This is a genomic window from Pseudomonas sp. R3-57, assembly GCF_051132065.1.
GTDB lineage: Bacteria > Pseudomonadota > Gammaproteobacteria > Pseudomonadales > Pseudomonadaceae > Aquipseudomonas.
The window spans coordinates 5,356,604-5,374,642 of the sequence record NZ_CP071655.1 but is presented as its reverse complement, the minus strand read 5'-3'; the positions used below and the strand labels follow the sequence as shown (position 1 = coordinate 5,374,642).

The following is an 18,039-nucleotide window of genomic DNA, read 5'->3' as shown; positions in this document are numbered from 1 at the left end:
CTGTCATGGGTTTTGTTGGCTGAGCTGATTGCCGCGGATGATTTCTACCGCGGGGCGCGCGACTGCGTTTGAGCCGCTGCCGGACGGTGTTTTCGGTCCGCTGCCCAAGGCCAGTTGGGTGAACTGAAAGAGCTGGCTGTTGGCGTTCTCGAGGTGCGCGGAGGACTGTTGTTCGCCGGCCCAGTATTTGGCCAGGCGTTGCTCTTCGCTGCTGCGCACGGCCAGACGCAAGGTGCCGGCCTGGGTGGCGAGCATCAGGCGGTTGAGCAGTTGCTGCGGTACCGCGAGCACCACGGTGCGCGCAGCGAGGCGGCGTTGATCCTGTTTGAGTTTGTCTTCAGCGCTCAGCGCCGGCGAGGCCGGTTGGCCGTCGTTGGTCAGGCCGTACTGCTCGCCAACGCCGAGCACGCGCATCGCCGGCAGGACTATTTGCGCCGACTGCTGCGGGTTGCTGGCGTCCTGACGCAGGTACAGCAACACATCGACGTAATCGCCGGGCAGCAATTGCCCGGCCGCGCCGATCACTTCGTCAACTGCCACGGTCAGCGCGCGCTCATCGCTGCGGATCATCCGCGCCAGCGTGCCGCCGGCGCTGAAACTTTCATCGTTGAGCCAGGTGCCCGCGCTCAAGGAACGCCAGGGTGTGCGACCAATGGCCTGATCGACATCGCTCAAGCTACCGGCCGGTGCGCTGCGCAATTTTTCTACGGTCACATCGGCCGCCGTCAGCGCGGTGAAGGGCGGCACATCGTGCAGCAGCACCACCACCGGTTGGCGAGTCTGGTCTTCGGCGATCGCGACAGTGTTTTCAATGCTGACCGCCGGGGCGATCGGTGCTTGCGCGACGGGGGCTGGCTGTCGACTGAGGACCAGCCCCCAATAACCGACAAAAATCGCGCCCAACAGAAGGATGGCGGCAAGGGCCATGGTGACGCGACTGTTCATGACGGCTCTCCCTTTCCTGCTGCACTACCCGTCGAACTTGTTAACGAGAGAAATTCCCGATTCTGCAGCTATGAACATGCAACTATTTCGCTATTTGCACGCTAGCTGATCTGTACAAAAGCGCCATTAATGACAGGCAAATAACCCACTAAAGTATGGGTCCTGGCCAATTAACAGCAGGAAATGGCGCGCACAGGCATGGATTAATGCTTTGTGATTAATCCGTTCTTACAGTTGTTGGGTGGGAGTTTGTTGACAATGCTCAGGTGGCACGGTGGAACCTTGCCGCGGTGGTGATGTCGGCGCCAGAGGCGCGAAGGAGCAGGCGTATGTTTGGTATGAATCTGGAATATCTGATGGCCAAGGCCCGTTTGTTGTTCAAGAGCGAGGAGGGCGCTTCGGCGATTGAATATGCGATTGTCGTGGCGATGGTCGCGGTGGTGGTTGTGGCATTCGTTACCCCGATGGGCGACCGGGTGTTGGCGATCTTCAACAACATTCTGACCAGTCTGGATGGGACCGCTGTAACCAGGCCGACGCCTTGATCGCAGTGTGGATCGCCGTTGGCTGATCTCGGGCTACACTCTGGTTTACTTTCAGTTTTCAGGGATTGCCCATGAATTCTCTCCCTATGCCCCGCCAACAGTTGCTTCTGGTTGACGATGAAGAGGACGCGTTGCTGGAGTTGGCGGAGTTGCTGGAGGGGGAGGGCTTTGTCTGTCATACCGCGACGTCGGTGAAGCAGGCGTTGCATCACCTGACGCGGCATCCGGATATTGCTTTGGTGATTACGGATCTGCGCATGCCGGAGGAGTCGGGGATGTCGTTGATCCGGCGCTTGCGTGAGCATACGGCGCGGGAGCATTTGCCGGTGATTGTGATGTCGGGGCATGCGGATATGGAGGATGTCAGCGATATGTTGCGGTTGCAGGTGCTGGATCTGTTTCGCAAGCCGATTTATCACGTTCGGCTTTTTGAGACGCTGGATAATTTGTTTCCCAAGGTTCGGGGTGGGTGACGCGGCGGCCTGTGGGCCGACCGGGTTCTTGGGGGGGGGGATTTATCCGTTGCTTCGGGTGCGGCTGCTGGCGGTTTCGCCTGACGGCGACTTACTTTTTTACAAGCGCCTAAAAAAGTAAGCAAAAAACGCTAGCTCCTACGTACGGCCCTCGCAAGCTCGGGTTCCTTCGCTCCGGGATCGATCCGGGCGCAGCGGCTACGGATTGCTTCGCTGCACCTACTTCCGCTGTGTCTGGCTGCGCCAGACGGTCGCTGCGCTCCCACGCCCGGATCAATCCCTCCGCTCAGCCTTCCGACGTCGCCGGTGACGCAAGATCAAAAGCAGGCGAGCTGACACTCGGCCTATTGAGTGGTGAGAAGCGACGCATGGCTTGGGATTTTCGGTGGATTCGCCCCTCATCGGAACGCCGCTCGCCCAGCCCTCTCCCCCTGGAGAGGGAGCCGATTTGTGGGCCGTTCAGAACCTGAGTACGACTCGGTATCCCAAGTCGGCGTATCTCTCCAAGTCACCACGGTCGGTTCCCTCTCCCTCCGGGAGAGGGCTAGGGTGAGGGTTGGCTTTTTAGCTTGCCAGGGCTGATCGGCAGCACCACCGCGTTATCGTTCATCGCCAGCAGGCCGGCTCCCACAGATCATGCACCGATCTTGAAATCAGCGCAAAACCTGTGGGAGCTGGCTTGCCAGCGATAGCGGCCCCACAGCCAACGAATATTCTGCAGAACCCACCCCATTCAAACTGTGGGAGCCAGCCTGCTGGCGATTGGTGGCCTCACTTCCGACCAATCTGTAACTGAAAGCACACAGTCCAATTGTAGGAGTGAGCCTGCTCGCGATGGCGACCTCACAGCCCCCCAATATTTTCCAGAACGCACCCATTCCAATGGTGGGAGCGAGCCTGCTCGCGAATGCGGTGGCTCAGTCTGGATAAGCTTTTGCCGAACACCCTCACCCCTACAACTGATAACTGAAACTGACGCTATACCGCGGTTTGCGATTCAACGTATCCAGCGCTTCATCGGACATGGCCTTGGCCACTTCCAGCGATATGTTGTAGTACCTGGCGTCACCGAACCTCAGCCCGACGGCAGTCGAGGAGAGGTTGTTGGCCTGTACCGGCAGTTGGTTGAACCAGCTGCGTGAGCGGTCGAGGACGATGTACGGTTGCAGGATGCGCAGCCAGTTGCCGTCGCGGTTGAAGCTGTAGTTGACTTCGTATGCCACGCCCCAGCCCTTGTCGCCGGAGGCCTGGTCGTCGGGGTAGCCGCGGCCGAAGTTTTGTCCGCCGAACACCGCGCGTTCGCTGTCGGGCAGGGTGTCGTCGCTCCAGTACAGCGCGGCCGAGAGGACGCCTTGCCAGTTGTCGAGAAATTTGTCGCTCTGCACGCCGGACAGGCGCACGCGGAAGAAGTCCAGGTCGATGTCGTCGTAGTTAGTGTGTGCGCCGAGGCTGTCGACGCCTTGATAGACGCCGGCGCTGAGAATGCGCAGTTGGCGGGCGTCGGCCTTGCGCCAGTCGCCTTCGAAGGCGAGGGCGCGGACGTCGGTGCGCAACTCGGTGCTGAACGGGAAGTTGATGCCGTCGTAGCGGGTCTTGTCGTCGACGGCGTAGAGACGTGAGCCGGCGGTCAGCAGTTCGTTGGCAGAGGCGATCAAGGGTGTGCTGAAACCGATCGAGTAGCGGTCGTTTTCGCGGTGGGTGCTGAGCCGTCCGCCGCCGTTGACCAGCACTTCGGTGTCGGGATCGGCGCGGTAGCGGGAGGCCGAGAGGTTCAGTTGGGTGCCTTCGCTGTCGAGGAGCTGGCTGTAGTCGAGTCGGTAGTAATGCTCTTTGTCATCGCCCGGTGGAAACAGGCCGCTGAGGGTCAGTTGCTCGCCCATTGACGTCTGCGAATTGCTGCTGACGCCGAGCAGGGCCTGTGGACCGTTGCGGTTGTCTTCGGTGGTGCTCAGGGTGCTGGTGAACGGTTTGCGACTGGCCTGGGCGATCAGGGTAGTGGCGCCATCGGTGGTGCCCGGCGGCGGCACCTGGGCCTGGATCGTCACGCCGGGGATACGCGTCATCAGCGTGGTGTAGCGCTCGAAAGTCTTGCGGGTCAGCGGCCGTTCGGCCTGGATCTTTGCCGCCAGTTTGTCGAGCAGACCTTTGACCCGGCCGACATCGCCCTGCATCTGGATATCGCGCACGTAGCCTTCCACCAGCACTACCCGGGCGACGCCGTCGTCGAAGTTCTGTTGCGGCAAAAACGCGTAGGACAGCAGATAGCCGTCCTGTTGATAACGGCGAGTGATGTTGCGCGTGGCTTCGATCAGGTCGGCGAGACTGGTCTGTCGGCCGATCAGCGGTTTGTAGACTTCGGCCAGTTCGTTGAGCGGATAGATCGTGCCGCCTTCGATCTGCACGGTCTGCAGATTGACCTTGGTTTCCATCAGCAGCGGCTGCGCGGCAGTCGCACCGGGGTCCGGCACTTGCAGCGGCGGGGCGCTCGGGCGATAGGCGTCGGCCGGCAGGTTCGGCTGGGGCAGGTTGCGGATGGTTTCGTTGCTGTTGAGAAAGCTGGGCAGGGTGTCGGCGAAGGCGGTGGAGGTGAGGCTGAGCAGCAGCAGGGATGCCATTACGCGCATAGGACACTCCATGGTCAGATCGCAGCACTGGGCGGATTTTTCCTGAGAAAAAAGGCGGAAGACTCGTGGGAATCTTCCGCCCTCAACCAAGCGTAGGCGCTGTAGGTAAGGCCGTCGAATCGGCCAGGTGCAATTTAGCGTTTGTTGCCTCCCAGAGTGCCGGTCAGACCACCGAGTACCCCGCCCAGACCACCGGTTGCTGTGCCGCCGCTGGTGGTGCCGCCGTTGACCAGGCCACCCACCGCCGCGACAGTGCCGCCGACGTTGTTGACCAGACCACCGACCGCTGTAGTGACCGGATTGTTGGTCGCGGCAATGCTGTTGCCGAGGCTGCTGACCGCGCCGCCGACCTGACCGGTGAGGCCCGCGACAGGTGAGCCGAGGCCGGTGGCGGCGCCGACCTGCTGGGTGACGCTGGTGACCGCGCTGGTGACCGGGTTCAGACCTGCGCCGACAGCGGCGCCGACGGTGGCCAGCGGTGACGTGGTGGCGGTGATCGGAGTACCGGAGCCACCGAGTACGGTGTTGAGCGAAGCGATGGTGTTGCCCAGACCGCCAGCGGTCACACCACCGGCACTGACCACGCCATTGGTATTGCCCGCGTTGAGGCCTGCGCCGACGTTGACCACCGCACCGCCGACCGTTTGCAGCAGGCCGGTGCCGCCCAGACCGCCACCCAGACCACCGCCAGTGCCGGAACCGCTGCCGTTGGACACCAGACCACCGGCTTTGCCGACCGCCGTGCCGGCGTTGCTCAGCGCACCGCCCAGCGTGTTGGTCAGCGCATTGCCGCTACCGGCGCCGGTGACTTTACCGCCAAGAGAGTTCACCGCGCCGCCCACTTGCGCCACCGCGCCTTTGAGCGGATCGCCGAGGCCGGTGGCATCGCCGAGTTTGTCGGTGGTGCTCTCGACCATGGCGATCACCGGGACCAGGCTGCTGCCGACTTTGTTGGTCAGCTGACTGGTCGGGCCGTTGCTCAGGGTGGTGTTGAGCGTGTCGCCGAGCATGGTGACTTTGACGCCGACGCCATCGAGTACCGGTGCCACTTTGGTGACCACGCCGCCGACCACCGGCACGCTGCTGGTAGCGCTCGCCAGTTTGCCGCTCAGGTCCGAGACACCGTCGCCAACATCCGACACCACGCCGCCGACCGAGGCTACGGTAGTGGTCAGGCCTTTCGGGTCGGTGGCCAGTTTGCCGATACCGGTGCTGACGCCATCACCCAAGGTGCTGACTACGTTGCCCGCCGTGTTGGCCGCGCTTTGCACGATGCCGCCGGCCACTGGAACGCCACTCAGGGAGTCGCCGATCTGACCCACGCCATCGCCGACACCGCTGACGGTTTTGCCGACATCCTGTACCAGCGTGGTGGTCACGAGCGCTGGTGCGGTCGGGTTGGTCGGATTGGTGGGATCAGTCGGGTTGGTCGGGTTCGTCGGATCGGTGCCGCCGCCGGTTCCGCCAGTGCCGCCACCCGTTCCACCGGTGCCGCCGCCAGTGCCGCCAGTGCCTGCGGTATCACCACCGCCAGTGGTTCCACCCGTGCCGCCCGATCCATCGGTGCCCGCCGTGCCATCCGCGGTCGAGCTGCCTGAACCGCCCGAACTGCTGCGATGGCCGCCACCGCCGCTGCTGCAGCCGGCGATGCCGAGGGAGAGGATCAATGCCAGTGCAATTGCCGATTTGGACCACATCACTTGAGTTTTCATGATCGAGATTCCTGCACCTGTCACAACGTTACGTTGCCTTCGATGGCCCGCCGATCTGTTGTCGGCGATGCCTCGTCCATGGCTCTAATCTCAGTCGACGGATGATTTCGCACCATTCTCAAGTTGGTATTAACGCCTTTATACGAAGGGCGTGGCGCTCTGCCTAAGGACTAATACCCTGGTAATAGCGACGCAAAAAAAAGCCTTGAGAATCAAGGCTTGGGATTTTTCAGAAGCGAGCAGTGGCGAGCAAAAAACTTAAGTTATATACATACAATTAACGGCTTTCTGCGCTTGGATCGTCAGGCAATCGGCTGCCACTGGCCCACCATGTGCTCAAGCTCCCCGGCACCGACCAGCCGCAACTCGCCGCTGGAGCCCGCCGCACTCGCCAGCAACGTGACTTCGCTGGGCAGGCGTACCGGTTTGCGAAAATGCACGGCGATCTCCAGATTGGCTTTGGGCAGATGCTCGGCGAGTGCCGCCAGCGTGCGCGCCTTGTTCCACAAACCGTGGGCGATGGCGGTGGGAAAGCCGAACAGTTTGGCGCTGGCGGCGCTCAGGTGAATCGGGTTGTAGTCGCCGGACACTTTCGCGTATTGCCGGCCGATGTCCGCCGGCGCTTGCCAGTGCGCCACCTCCAACAGCGCTTGCGCGGGTTGCCAGATTTGCTCGGCGGGCTCGCCGTCGAGTTTCACCCCGCGACAGAGCATCTGGCTTTGCGCCTCCCACAACGGCCCGAGTTGATCATCCAGCGTGGTCAACAGATCGAACGTCGCGCCTTTGGCATGCGCTTGCAGGTTGTGCACACGCACGCTGACCTGCGCCCGGCTGATCGCGCCCAGCGGTCGCAGCACACGAATGCGGTTGCTCAAATGAACCAGCCCCAGCAGCGGAAACGGGAATTCCTTGTCCGTGAGCAATTGCATCTGCAAGGCGAAGGCAAGGATGTGCGGATACGTCGGTGGCAGCAAACCGTCGTCGGCGAAGCCGCAGACCTTGCGATACGCTGCCAGACGTTTGCCGTCGATGTCGACCCAGCAGCGCAGTCCTCGGTCGGGCAGTTGCGTGCCGGTGATCTTGCGCCGCGTTGCCGCCCTGGCGTACAGCGCGGGCAGGTTCGGTTCGCGGTCCAGCGTGTGCCATTCGATGCTCATGCCTAGGCCCCCAGAACGCTTTGACCGCAGACCCGCAGCGCCTGCCCGGTGAACGCGCCGCTGCCCGGCTGCGCCAGCCACGCCACTGCCTCGGCGACATCCTGCGGCAAGCCGCCCTGGCCCAGCGAACTCATGCGGCGCCCGGCCTCGCGCAGGCCGAAGGGAATGTGTGCAGTCATTTGCGTTTCTATAAAACCCGGCGCGACGGCGTTGATACTGATGCCGCGTGGCAGCAGAGTCGGCGCCCAGGCTTGCGCCAGGCCGATCAACCCGGCCTTGCTCGCGGCGTAGTTGGTTTGCCCGCGGTTGCCGGCGATGCCGCTGATTGAGGCGAGCAGAACCACCCGCGCGTTGTCACGCAGGGTGCCGCTGTCGAGCAGGGCCTTGGTCAGCACCTGCGGGGCATTGAGATTGACCGCGAGCACCGCGTCCCAGAATTCCGGGGTCATGTTGGCCAGGGTCTTGTCGCGGGTGATTCCGGCGTTGTGCACCAGAATGTCGAGGCCGTCCGGGAGCTGTTCGATCAGTTGCGCGGCGGCGTCTTCTGCGCAGATATCCAGGGTGATGCTGCGCCCGCCGAGGCGGGCGGCGAGGGCTTCCAGATCGGCTTTGGCCGGCGGCACGTCGAGCAGAATCACTTCGGCACCATCGCGAGCGAGGGTTTCGGCAATCGATGCGCCGATGCCGCGCGCCGCGCCGGTGACCAGCGCTTTACGTCCAGCCAGTGGTCGCGTCCAGTCGCTGACCGGCGTTGCGCAGGGGCTGAGACGAATCACCTGACCCGAGATGAACGCGCTCTTGGGCGAGAGGAAAAACCGCAGCGGGCCTTCCAGCTGATCTTCGGCGCCTTCGCCGACATAGATCAGTTGCAGCGTGCCGCCGCTGCGCAGCTCCTTGGCCAGCGAACGGGAAAAACCTTCCAGCGCACGCTGTGCACTCGCCGCGAACGGATCGCTGAGGGTTTCCGGCGCGCGACCAAGAATGATCAGATGTGCGCTGTGTTCGAGGTTCTTCAGTAACGGCTGGAAAAACTCGCGCAGTTGTTTGAGCTGGTCGGTGTGCTGCAATGCGCTGGCATCGAACACCACCGCCTTGAGTTTCGGCCCATGCCCCGGAATCCATTCGCTGGCGCTCGCCGGTTGCTCGCCGTAGCGGTAAATGCCATCGGTCAAGCGATTGGCAAAGGCACTGATGCGTTCGGTCAGTGGCCCGCCACCGATCAGCAGCGCGCCCTCGACCGGCCGCAGGCGCCCGGCCTGCCAGCGTTCCAGCCGCACCGGCGACGGCAGGCCCAACGCCCCGACCAGACGGTGGCCGAGGGACGAGTTGGCGAAGTCGATATAGCGGTCAGACATGGAACGCTCTCCAGAGGTTGGGGTTCAAAGTGTGGACTGCCGACGGCAATCAATCGTTCGATCAGCGCAATAAGGCCTACGCTGCAAAGCAGAGTAGTTTGGCTGCGGTAGTTTTGTTGCCAAACACAAATTCGGAAACAACGCGGGCCCTGTAGGAGTGAGCCTGCTCGCGATAGCGGCGTGTCAGATAACAATTGGCTGACAGGCACACCGCTATCGCGAGCAGGCTCACTCCTACAGGGGACCGCATCGAATCCAATTATTGTGAAAAGGAGTTATTCATGACCCAGCTGCGCCGCGTCGCGATCATCGGCGGTAACCGTATCCCCTTCGCCCGCTCCAACGGACCGTACGCCACGGCCAGCAATCAGGCGATGCTCACCGCCGCCCTCGAAGGCCTGATCGAACGCTATAACCTGCACGGCCAGCGCCTCGGCGAGGTGGTCACAGGCGCGGTGCTGAAATTGTCACGGGATATGAACCTGACCCGCGAATGCGTGCTTGGCTCGCGCCTGTCACCGGCCACCCCGGCCTACGACATCCAGCAAGCCTGCGGCACCGGTCTGGAAGCGGCGATCCTGGTGGCGAACAAGATCGCCCTAGGTCAGATCGACTGCGGCATCGCTGGCGGCGTGGATACCACGTCGGACGCGCCGATCGGCGTCAGCGAAGGCCTGCGCAAGATTCTTCTGCAAGCCAACCGCGCCAAGAGCACTGGCGACAAGCTGAAGTCCTTTCTGCAGTTGCGGCCTCAGCATCTGATTCCGGATTTTCCGCGCAACGGCGAGCCACGCACCGGCCTGTCGATGGGGCAGCACTGTGAGTTGATGGCGCAGACCTGGCAGATCCCCCGCGAAGAACAGGATCAACTGGCCCTCGAAAGCCATCACAAACTCGCCGCGTCCTACAGCGAAGGCTGGCACAACGACCTGATGACACCATTCCTCGGCCTGACCCGCGACAACAACCTGCGCCCGGATCTGACTGTGGAGAAACTCGCGAGCCTCAAACCAGCCTTCGAAAAAAGCGCGAAAGGCACGCTGACCGCAGGCAACTCCACGCCGCTGACCGATGGCGCCTCGGTGGTGCTGCTGGGCAGCGAAGAATGGGCCAGAGAACGTGGTCTGCCGATCCTCGCGTACCTGCGCGACGGCGAAGCGGCGGCGGTAGATTTCGTCAACGGCGCCGAAGGTTTGCTGATGGCCCCGGTGTACGCGGTGCCGCGTTTGCTGGCGCGCAATGGCCTGACCTTGCAGGATTTCGATTACTACGAAATTCATGAAGCGTTCGCGGCGCAAGTGCTGTGCACGCTCAAGGCCTGGGAAGACCCCGACTACTGCAAGACCCGCTTGGGCCTCGACGCGCCGCTGGGCTCGATCGACCGCAGCCGGCTGAACGTGAAGGGCAGCTCGCTGGCGGCCGGGCATCCGTTTGCTGCAACGGGTGGGCGCATAGTGGCGAACCTGGCGAAGTTGCTGGATGCGGCGGGCAAGGGCCGCGGGCTGATCTCGATTTGTGCCGCCGGGGGCCAAGGCGTCACCGCTATCATTGAACGCTAACGCCAGAAGAGCCCCTCACCCTAAACCCTCTCCCTTTGGGAGAGGGCTGGGCGGGCGGCGTTCCGATGAGGGGCTTTTGAGGTTAGGTCCTAAACCGTCTGACCAACCCATCCAGTTCACTCGACAACCCCGCCAGACTCTGCGAATCCAGCCTCGCCGAATTAGCCAGTTCCGCCACCAACTGCGCATCCCCATGAATCTGGCTGATGTGCCGATTGATGTCCTCAGCCACTTGATGCTGCTCTTCCGCCGCCGTGGCGATCTGCGTGTTCATGTCGCGGATCACGTCCACCGATTCGCGGATCTGCCCGAAGCTTTCCCGCGCCTCGCCGATGCGCGTCACCGATTGCTGCGAGACCTGCAGGCTGGCGTGCATCTGTTGGGTGACCTGGCTGGTGCGCTTGGCCAGGTTGCCGAGCAAACCATCAATTTCCGCCGTCGAATCCGCGGTGCGTTTGGCCAGCGCGCGAACCTCGTCGGCGACCACGGCAAAACCGCGGCCCTGTTCACCGGCACGCGCGGCCTCGATGGCGGCGTTGAGTGCCAGCAGGTTGGTCTGCTCGGCGATCGAGCGGATGGTGCCGAGGATCGACTGGATATCGGTGCTGTCGCGCTCCAGTTGCTGCATCGACTGTGCCGACTGCTCGAGTTCCTGGCTCAACTGATCGACGCTGTGCACCGCTGCATCGATCTGTTGCTGGCCTTGCCGAGCCTGACGCTGGCCGCTGTCGGCCGAGTCTGCCGCTTGACTGCACGAGCGGGCGACTTCGTTGGCGGTGGCGACCATTTCATGGAACGCCGTCGACACCATATCGACCGCTTCGCGCTGACGCCCGGCCGCTTCGGCCATGTCACTGGAGACTTGGGTCGAACTTTGTGACGTCGCGAGAATTTTCCCCGCCGCGCCGCCGATGTGCTGGATCAGGCTGCGGATCGCCGTCAGGAACTGGTTGAACCAGTTGGCCAGTTGCGCGGTTTCATCGCTGCCCCGGATATCGAGGTTTTTGGTCAGGTCGCCTTCGCCCTGGGCGATGCCTTCCAGGCCACTGGCGACGCTGCGAATCGGCCGCACGATGAGGCTGGCGAAACTGGCGCCGACCACGGCGAACAGCACGGCGAGCACGGCGGCGATGATCGCGATCAACCAGGTCAGTTGCGTGGCCGAACTCATCACATCGCTCTGCTTGATCAGGCCGACAAAGGTCCAGCCCAGTTGCTCCGATGGCCAGACGTTGGCCATGTAGCGTTCGCCGTTGAGCTCGACTTCGACCAGCCCTTTGCCAGCCTTGGCCAGTTGCGCATAACCCTCGCCGAGGCTGTCGAGTGGCTTGAAGTTGTGCTCCGGCTGTTTCGGATCGACCAGCACCGTGCCGCTGTTTTCCAGCAGCATCAGGTAACCGCTGTCACCGAGCTTGATCTGCTTGACGATTTCGGTGAGCTGCTTGAGCGTCACGTCGATGCTGACCACGCCGCCGTTGCTGCCGAGTTTGTTGTCGATGGTACGCACGGTGCTGACGTAGGTGGCATCGTCCTGCGCCCAGTAATAAGCGGCGGTGCGAAACGGTTTGCCCGGTTTGGCCTGAGCGGCCTTGTACCATGGGCGCTGGCGCGGGTCGTAATTGTTTAGCTTGGGATCGTCCGGCCACGACACATAACCGCCGGCAGCGGTGCCGACAATCGCGTAGGCGTAAGCGGGGTGGGCGTTGCCCAGGTCCTGCAGAAACGCAAAGACCTTTTTGTCCATCTCGCCCTGCGGAATGGTTTCGGCGTTGGCGCTCATGTAGGTCTTGAGGCTGTCGTCGGTGTTCTTGATCAGCGGTTGCGACGCCAGGTAATCGACGTTCTGGCTGATGCCGTCAAAAAACAACTGCATGGCGTTGCTGACCTGACGGATCTCGCGGCCGCTGCTGTCGACAAAACTGTCCCGGGCATCGCTGCGCAGGTTCATCACCACGAGGGTAGCGACCAGCACCACCGGCAAGCAGGCGATGATTGCAAACGCCCACGTCAACTTCTGTTTGATGTTCATCCGCGCTCCAGATTTTCTTGTAGGCCCACGCAGTGCAGATGACTTGTGGTTTATTGGCAGCCGAAAACGTTGTGGATCACCCGTTTCCCTGGGCGCGGCATCGCAGATTGTTGTGGAACGATTGTCGAACAGATCCCTCTGTCACTCAGGGCTTCGGCTGCGCAAACCGGAAATTGAGGCAGCGCGAAAAAAAACTGCCGAAGGGTCATCGGGCGCCCATGTCAGATTCTGTCGCAAATGCCCTTGCAGACGGGGGCCAACAAACTCACCGGGCTCGGCTATGATTCGCATCGGTCGATGCGCGAGCGCAGAGTTGGCCCTGTAATCCGGCACAGTGTGTGCATTCTCTACGTTCACAGGTCGGCACCCCCTCCCCGTGATGCGACGATTGCCGTATAACGAGTGACATTCGCGTGTTTGGTAATAAAGGACCCACAATAAAAGCTGATGAAGACTCCAAAACGCATTGAACCCCTGATCGAGGACGGTCTGGTCGACGAAGTGCTGCGCCCACTGATGAGTGGTAAAGAAGCAGCTGTTTATGTGGTGCGCTGCGGCAATCAGTTACGTTGCGCCAAGGTCTACAAGGAGGCGAACAAACGCAGTTTCCGCCAGGCGGCCGAGTATCAGGAAGGTCGCAAGGTGCGCAACAGCCGACAGGCTCGCGCGATGGCCAAGGGCTCCAAGTTCGGTCGCAAAGAGACCGAAGACGCCTGGCAGAACGCCGAAGTGGCGGCGCTGTTCCGTCTGGCCGGTGCCGGCGTACGCGTGCCCAAACCCTATGACTTCCTCGACGGCGTGCTGTTGATGGAGCTGGTGGCCGACGAGTTCGGCGACGCTGCGCCGCGTCTGAACGACGTGGTGCTGGAGCCGGATCAGGCGCGCGAATATCACGCGTTCCTGATTTCGCAGATCGTGCTGATGTTGTGTACCGGTCTGGTGCACGGTGACCTCTCGGAGTTCAACGTGCTGCTGACCCCGACCGGCCCGGTGATCATCGACCTGCCGCAAGCGGTCGACGCCGCCGGCAACAACCACGCATTCAGCATGCTCGAGCGCGATGTCGGCAACATGGCTTCGTACTTCGGTCGCTTTGCCCCGGAGCTGAAGAAGACCAAGTACGCCAAGGAAATGTGGGCGTTGTACGAAGCCGGCACCTTGCACCCCAACAGCGTGCTGACCGGTGAGTTCGACGATCCGGAAGACCTGGCCGATGTGGGCGGCGTGTTGCGCGAGATCGAAGCGGCGCGCCTCGACGAGGAACGCAAGCAGGCCATTCGCGCGGCCGACGACGAGCCTAAAGGCAAGTCCGAGGAACCGCCTCCACCGCCGTGGATGCAGTGATTGCGTGAACAGAAACCCGGCTTCGGCCGGGTTTTTTGTGCTTGCTCCGTTGCCAATGCACCACGAATCCCCTGTAGGAGTGAGCCTGCTCGCGATAGCGTCAGCACAGTCAGCATCTCCATAGGCTGAACCGCCGCAATCGCGAGCAGGCTCACTCCTACAGGGGTAGTGGTGTTGCTGGAAGTTGTATGGGACTCTCACCGGCTCCAACCACACTCAAGGAATGAATGTGCCCACCCCCCGCAATCTCCAGCTGATCGTCAGCGCCCGGCTGATCTCCGATTTCGGCGCTTTCCTCAACATGGTCGCGCTGGCCACCTATGTCTACCTGCTGAGCAACAGCGCCATGAGCGTCGGCATCTTCCTCGCCAGCCGCGTCGGCGGCGGGATATTCGCCAGCCTGATTGGCACGGCGTTCTACCGCCGCTGCAGCGGTCGCGTGTCGTTGATTGCGTTCGACTTGCTGCGCGCTGGCGCATTGGCGTTGCTGCTGATTGTGCCGGTCGGCCAACAATCGCTACTGCTACCGCTGATAGCCTTCGTGCTGGGCTTGGGCAATTCGATGTTTACAATCGGCGTGAACAGCCAGCTAACGCGCTTGATCGAGCCGGCGCAGTTGCTCAAGGCCAATGCCTGGATCACATCAGCCTCATCGGCGGCAATGGTCGGCGGCAGTCTGGTGTCCGGTTTGCTGGTGGCGGGGTTTGGTTTTGCAACGGTGTTCGCCCTGAATGTGCTGACCTATGTACTGGCCGCGCTGTTGATTGTGCCGCTGCGTTTTGCCGCCACGACCGTCAACGATGTACCCGAACGCGGCGAATGGACCGCCCTCAAAAAAGGTCTGCGCGGTGCGCCGGTGGTCGCGGCGATGCTCGCGGTGACCATGGCCGACACCCTCGGCAGCGCCGCACACAACGTCGGCTTCCCGATCATTTCGAAACTGCTCACGCCTGAGTCGGCAAGCATGACGCTGGGCCTGGCACTGGCGGTGTGGGCCTGCGGCAAGCTGCTCGGTGCGCGTATCGCCAGTCGCTTCAAGGCTACGGGCAACAGCGATTTGCAGCGTCGATATTTCCTCGGCGTGGCCGTGATGTCCTGTGGGTTCATCCTGATGTTTCAGCAGCACAGCCTGTTTGGCTTGCTGTTGTTTGCCCTGCCGGCCGGCCTCGGTGACGGGATTTCCGAAGTCAGCCTGATGGCGCGCCTGCAACGCGAGCCCGAGCAACTGCGCTTGCCGATCTTCAGCGTCCTGACCCTGCTGCAAATGACCGGTTTCGGCATTGGCATGCTCGTCGCCGCACCGTTCTATGAAGGGTGGACGCCGGGCGCCGTGGTCATGCTGTTCCACGGCATTCCCCTCGGCACGCTGCTTGTGCTGAAAGGGTTGGCGCTCAGGCGCGCGCGGGTTGCGCGCAGCAGCCCGACGCCAGTTCCTTGAGAATCGGACAGTCGGGGCGCTGGTCGCCGCTGCAGTGTTCGACCAGATCCTGCAGGGTGTCGCGTAACTCACCCAGCTCGCGGATTTTCTGATTCAGCTCGTCGATGTGCTGGCGCGCCAGGGCCTTCACATCGGCACTGGCGCGTTGGCGGTCCTGCCACAGGGTCAGCAGTTTGCCGACTTCATCGAGCGAAAAACCCAGGTCCCGCGAGCGCTTGATGAACGCCAGCGTGTGCAGGTCATCGCTACCGTAGACGCGGTAACCGGCGTCGGTGCGATGGGCCGCTTTGAGCAAACCGATCGACTCGTAATAACGGATCATTTTTGCACTGAGGCCACTTTGCCGGGCCGCTTGGCCGATGTTCATCGCTGTTCCTCCAGGTCGTCGGGTTTCCAGGTTTTCAACAGTAACGCATTGCTCACCACGCTGACGCTCGACAAGGCCATGGCCGCGCCGGCCAGCACCGGATTGAGGAAACCGAACGCTGCCAGCGGAATGCCGATCAGGTTGTAGACGAAGGCCCAGAACAGATTCTGGCGGATCTTCGCGTAGGTCTTGCGGCTGATCTCCAGCGCTGCCGGTACCAGTCGCGGGTCGCCGCGCATCAGGGTGATGCCGGCAGCGTGCATCGCCACATCGGTGCCGCCGCCCATGGCGATCCCAATGTCGGCGGCGGCCAGGGCCGGCGCATCGTTGATGCCGTCGCCAACCATCGCCACCACGCCGGTTTGCTTCAGTTCAGTGACGGTTGCGGCTTTGTCTGCCGGCAGCACTTCGGCGTGGACATTGGCGATGCCCAGCGCCTCGGCGACCACCCGCGCACTGCCGCGGTTGTCGCCGGTCAGCAGATGGCTGTGGATGTCGCGCGCAGCGAGTTGCTGTACGGCTTGCAGCGCGCCGGGTTTCAGCGTGTCACCGAAAGCGAACAGTCCGAGCACGCGCGGTTGCGGGTTTTGCTCGATCAGCCACGACAAGGTGCGCCCTTCGGTCTCCCAGGCGGTGGCGCTGTTGTTCAGTGGCGCGGCGCTCAACCCGCTTTCTTCAAGCAGCCGTCGGTTGCCCAGCGCCAGGCGGCGACCGTCCAGCGTACCGGCGATGCCGCGCCCGGTCAGCGACTGGCTGTCGCTGACATTTGGCACATCCAGGTCGCGTTCAGCGGCGGCATCCAGCACCGCTTTGGCCAGTGGATGTTCGCTGCCGCGTTGCAGCGCCCCGGCCAGTTTCAGCAAAGTGTCTTCGTCGCCATCGATTGCGCTCATATGGGCAATACGCGGTGTGCCCGACGTCAGCGTGCCGGTCTTGTCGAACACCACGCTGCTGACGGCATGGGCGCGTTCCAGTGCTTCGGCGTCCTTGATCAGAATGCCGTGGCGTGCGGCGACACCGGTGCCGGCCATGATCGCGGTCGGCGTGGCGAGGCCGAGTGCGCAGGGGCAGGCGATGACCAGCACCGCGACGGCGTTGATCAGCGCGGTTTCCATCGGCGCCCCGTAGAGCCACCAGCCAATCAGTGTTGCCAGAGCAATCAGCAACACCGTCGGCACGAAGATCTGGCTGACTTTGTCCACCAGTTTCTGGATCGGCGCTTTCGCCGCTTGCGCGTCTTCGACCAGACGGATGATCCGCGCCAGTACGCTTTCTGCGCCCAGCGCCTGAGTGCGCACCAGCAATCGCCCCTCACCGTTGATCGCGCCACCGGTCACCGGGTCGCCGGGTTGTTTCGGCACCGGCAGGCTTTCGCCGCTGATCAGCGCTTCGTCGGCATGGCTCTGACCTTCGATGACTTCGCCGTCGACCGGAAAGCGTTCGCCGGGTTTGACCAGCACCACGTCATTCAGGCGCAGGGCGCTGATGGCTACGTCCTGCTCGCGGCCGTCGATCACTTGAATCGCGCGTTCCGGGCGCAAGGCTTCGAGGGCGCGGATGGCGCTGGCGGTCTGGCGTTTGGCGCGGCTTTCCAGATATTTGCCGAGCAGCACCAGGGCGATGACCACCGCCGAGGCTTCGAAATACAGATGTGGCATGCGTCCGGCGGCGGTAGCCCATTCATAGAGGCTCAAGCCATAACCGGCGCTGGTGCCCAGGGCCACCAGCAAGTCCATGTTGCCGGCCCCGGCGCGCACGGCTTTCCACGCGGCGACATAGAAACGCGCGCCGAAAATGAATTGCACCGGCGTGGCGAGGGCGAATTGCGCCCAGGCCGGCAACATCCAGTGCAGGCCGAATGGTTGCAGCACCATCGGCGCCACCAGCGGCAGGGCCAGGGCGATCGCACAAATCAGCGCCCAGCGCTCGTGCTTGAGGCGCTGTTGCGGGTTATCGGTTTTCGCCGCTTCGGCTTGCCAGACGCTGGCGGAGTAACCGGCCTTGCGCACCGCGTCGAGCAGCGTTTGCTGATCGACCTGACCGAGTAATTCCAGGTGTGCACGTTCATTGGCGAGGTTGACGCTGACGCTTTTTACCCCGGCGACCTTGTTCAGGGCGCGCTCGACGCGGCCAACGCAGGATGCGCAGGTCATGCCGTCGATACTCAATTCGAGGGTTTGCTGGGGGACGCTGTAACCGGCGCGCTCAACGGCTTCGAGCAACGCCGGCAAGCTGTCGCCCGGGGCCTGCACGCGGGCCTGTTCGGTGGCGAGGTTGACACTGACGTCGCGGGTGCCGCTGACTTTGCTCAAGGCGCGCTCGACACGCCCGGCGCAACTGGCGCAGGTCATGCCGGCAATCGGCAGATCGAAAATGGTGGAATCGGACATCGGTCGTACTCCCTGCAGTAGAGGCCTGCAAGGATCAACCTTGCCATGCGGGCAAGGTCAAGCACCTGTTTTTTATTGATCGTTCCCACGCTCCGCGTGGG

Annotated in this window: 12 protein-coding genes and 2 pseudogenes; 5 read left to right on the top strand and 9 right to left on the bottom strand. The window is 62.6% G+C overall.

All coding sequences use genetic code 11. From position 1 onward, the window contains the following. Positions 1–3 precede the first annotated feature (3 nt). Positions 4–945 (bottom strand): Flp pilus assembly protein CpaB, encoded by a 942-nt coding sequence (gene cpaB / locus J3P93_RS24215; protein WP_434592668.1) that lies wholly within the window; start codon positions 943–945, stop codon positions 4–6. 329 nt (positions 946–1,274) lie between these two features. On the opposite strand from cpaB, the gene J3P93_RS24210 reads away from it, so the two are divergent. Beyond that, a complete protein-coding gene (locus J3P93_RS24210) occupies positions 1,275–1,490 on the top strand; it encodes a Flp family type IVb pilin (protein ID WP_434592666.1) in 216 nt (71 codons plus the stop codon). A gap of 71 nt (positions 1,491–1,561) precedes the next feature. Beyond that, positions 1,562–1,963: a response regulator gene (locus J3P93_RS24205; RefSeq protein WP_434592664.1), complete on the top strand. Its 402-nt coding sequence runs from the start codon at positions 1,562–1,564 to the stop codon at positions 1,961–1,963. 953 nt (positions 1,964–2,916) lie between these two features. Here the strand turns inward: J3P93_RS24205 and J3P93_RS24200 are convergent. From J3P93_RS24200 to J3P93_RS24185, 4 genes are all read right to left on the bottom strand, one after another. After that, the gene (locus tag J3P93_RS24200) at positions 2,917–4,587 is read right to left on the bottom strand and encodes a ShlB/FhaC/HecB family hemolysin secretion/activation protein (RefSeq protein WP_434592662.1); all 1,671 of its coding nucleotides are present in this window, start codon (positions 4,585–4,587) and stop codon (positions 2,917–2,919) included. A gap of 134 nt (positions 4,588–4,721) precedes the next feature. Continuing rightward, complete coding sequence (locus J3P93_RS24195; RefSeq protein WP_434592660.1) at positions 4,722–6,299, bottom strand: collagen-like triple helix repeat-containing protein; 1,578 nt, start codon at positions 6,297–6,299, stop codon at positions 4,722–4,724. Between the two features lie 302 nt (positions 6,300–6,601). Next, positions 6,602–7,456 (bottom strand): MaoC family dehydratase, encoded by an 855-nt coding sequence (locus J3P93_RS24190; protein ID WP_434592657.1) that lies wholly within the window; start codon positions 7,454–7,456, stop codon positions 6,602–6,604. A 2-nt stretch (positions 7,457–7,458) separates the two neighbouring features. Then, positions 7,459–8,811 (bottom strand): 3-oxoacyl-ACP reductase, encoded by a 1,353-nt coding sequence (locus J3P93_RS24185; RefSeq protein ID WP_434592655.1) that lies wholly within the window; start codon positions 8,809–8,811, stop codon positions 7,459–7,461. A gap of 281 nt (positions 8,812–9,092) precedes the next feature. On the opposite strand from J3P93_RS24185, the gene J3P93_RS24180 reads away from it, so the two are divergent. Continuing rightward, entirely contained in the window at positions 9,093–10,370 is a 1,278-nt protein-coding gene (locus J3P93_RS24180) for an acetyl-CoA C-acetyltransferase (RefSeq protein WP_434592653.1), read from the top strand. An 82-nt stretch (positions 10,371–10,452) separates the two neighbouring features. Here the strand turns inward: J3P93_RS24180 and J3P93_RS24175 are convergent. After that, positions 10,453–11,052: pseudogene (locus tag J3P93_RS24175) on the bottom strand (methyl-accepting chemotaxis protein); the annotation flags it as partial. Between the two features lie 306 nt (positions 11,053–11,358). After that, a pseudogene (locus J3P93_RS24170) lies at positions 11,359–12,243 on the bottom strand (cache domain-containing protein); the annotation flags it as partial. 603 nt (positions 12,244–12,846) lie between these two features. Here J3P93_RS24170 and J3P93_RS24165 point away from each other — a divergent pair. Both J3P93_RS24165 and J3P93_RS24160 read left to right on the top strand, forming a co-directional pair. Then, complete coding sequence (locus J3P93_RS24165) at positions 12,847–13,743, top strand: PA4780 family RIO1-like protein kinase (RefSeq protein WP_090281144.1); 897 nt, start codon at positions 12,847–12,849, stop codon at positions 13,741–13,743. A 223-nt stretch (positions 13,744–13,966) separates the two neighbouring features. Beyond that, positions 13,967–15,181, top strand: a complete 1,215-nt coding sequence (locus tag J3P93_RS24160; RefSeq protein WP_434592649.1) for an MFS transporter — start codon at positions 13,967–13,969, stop codon at positions 15,179–15,181. Here the strand turns inward: J3P93_RS24160 and cueR are convergent. After that, positions 15,135–15,548 (bottom strand): Cu(I)-responsive transcriptional regulator, encoded by a 414-nt coding sequence (gene cueR / locus J3P93_RS24155; RefSeq protein WP_203420620.1) that lies wholly within the window; start codon positions 15,546–15,548, stop codon positions 15,135–15,137. The two genes, J3P93_RS24160 and cueR, sit on opposite strands and share 47 nt — an antisense overlap. Continuing rightward, the gene (locus J3P93_RS24150) at positions 15,545–17,938 is read right to left on the bottom strand and encodes a heavy metal translocating P-type ATPase (RefSeq protein ID WP_434592647.1); all 2,394 of its coding nucleotides are present in this window, start codon (positions 17,936–17,938) and stop codon (positions 15,545–15,547) included. Before J3P93_RS24150 ends, cueR begins: the two co-directional genes overlap by 4 nt. Positions 17,939–18,039: the final 101 nt, after the last annotated feature.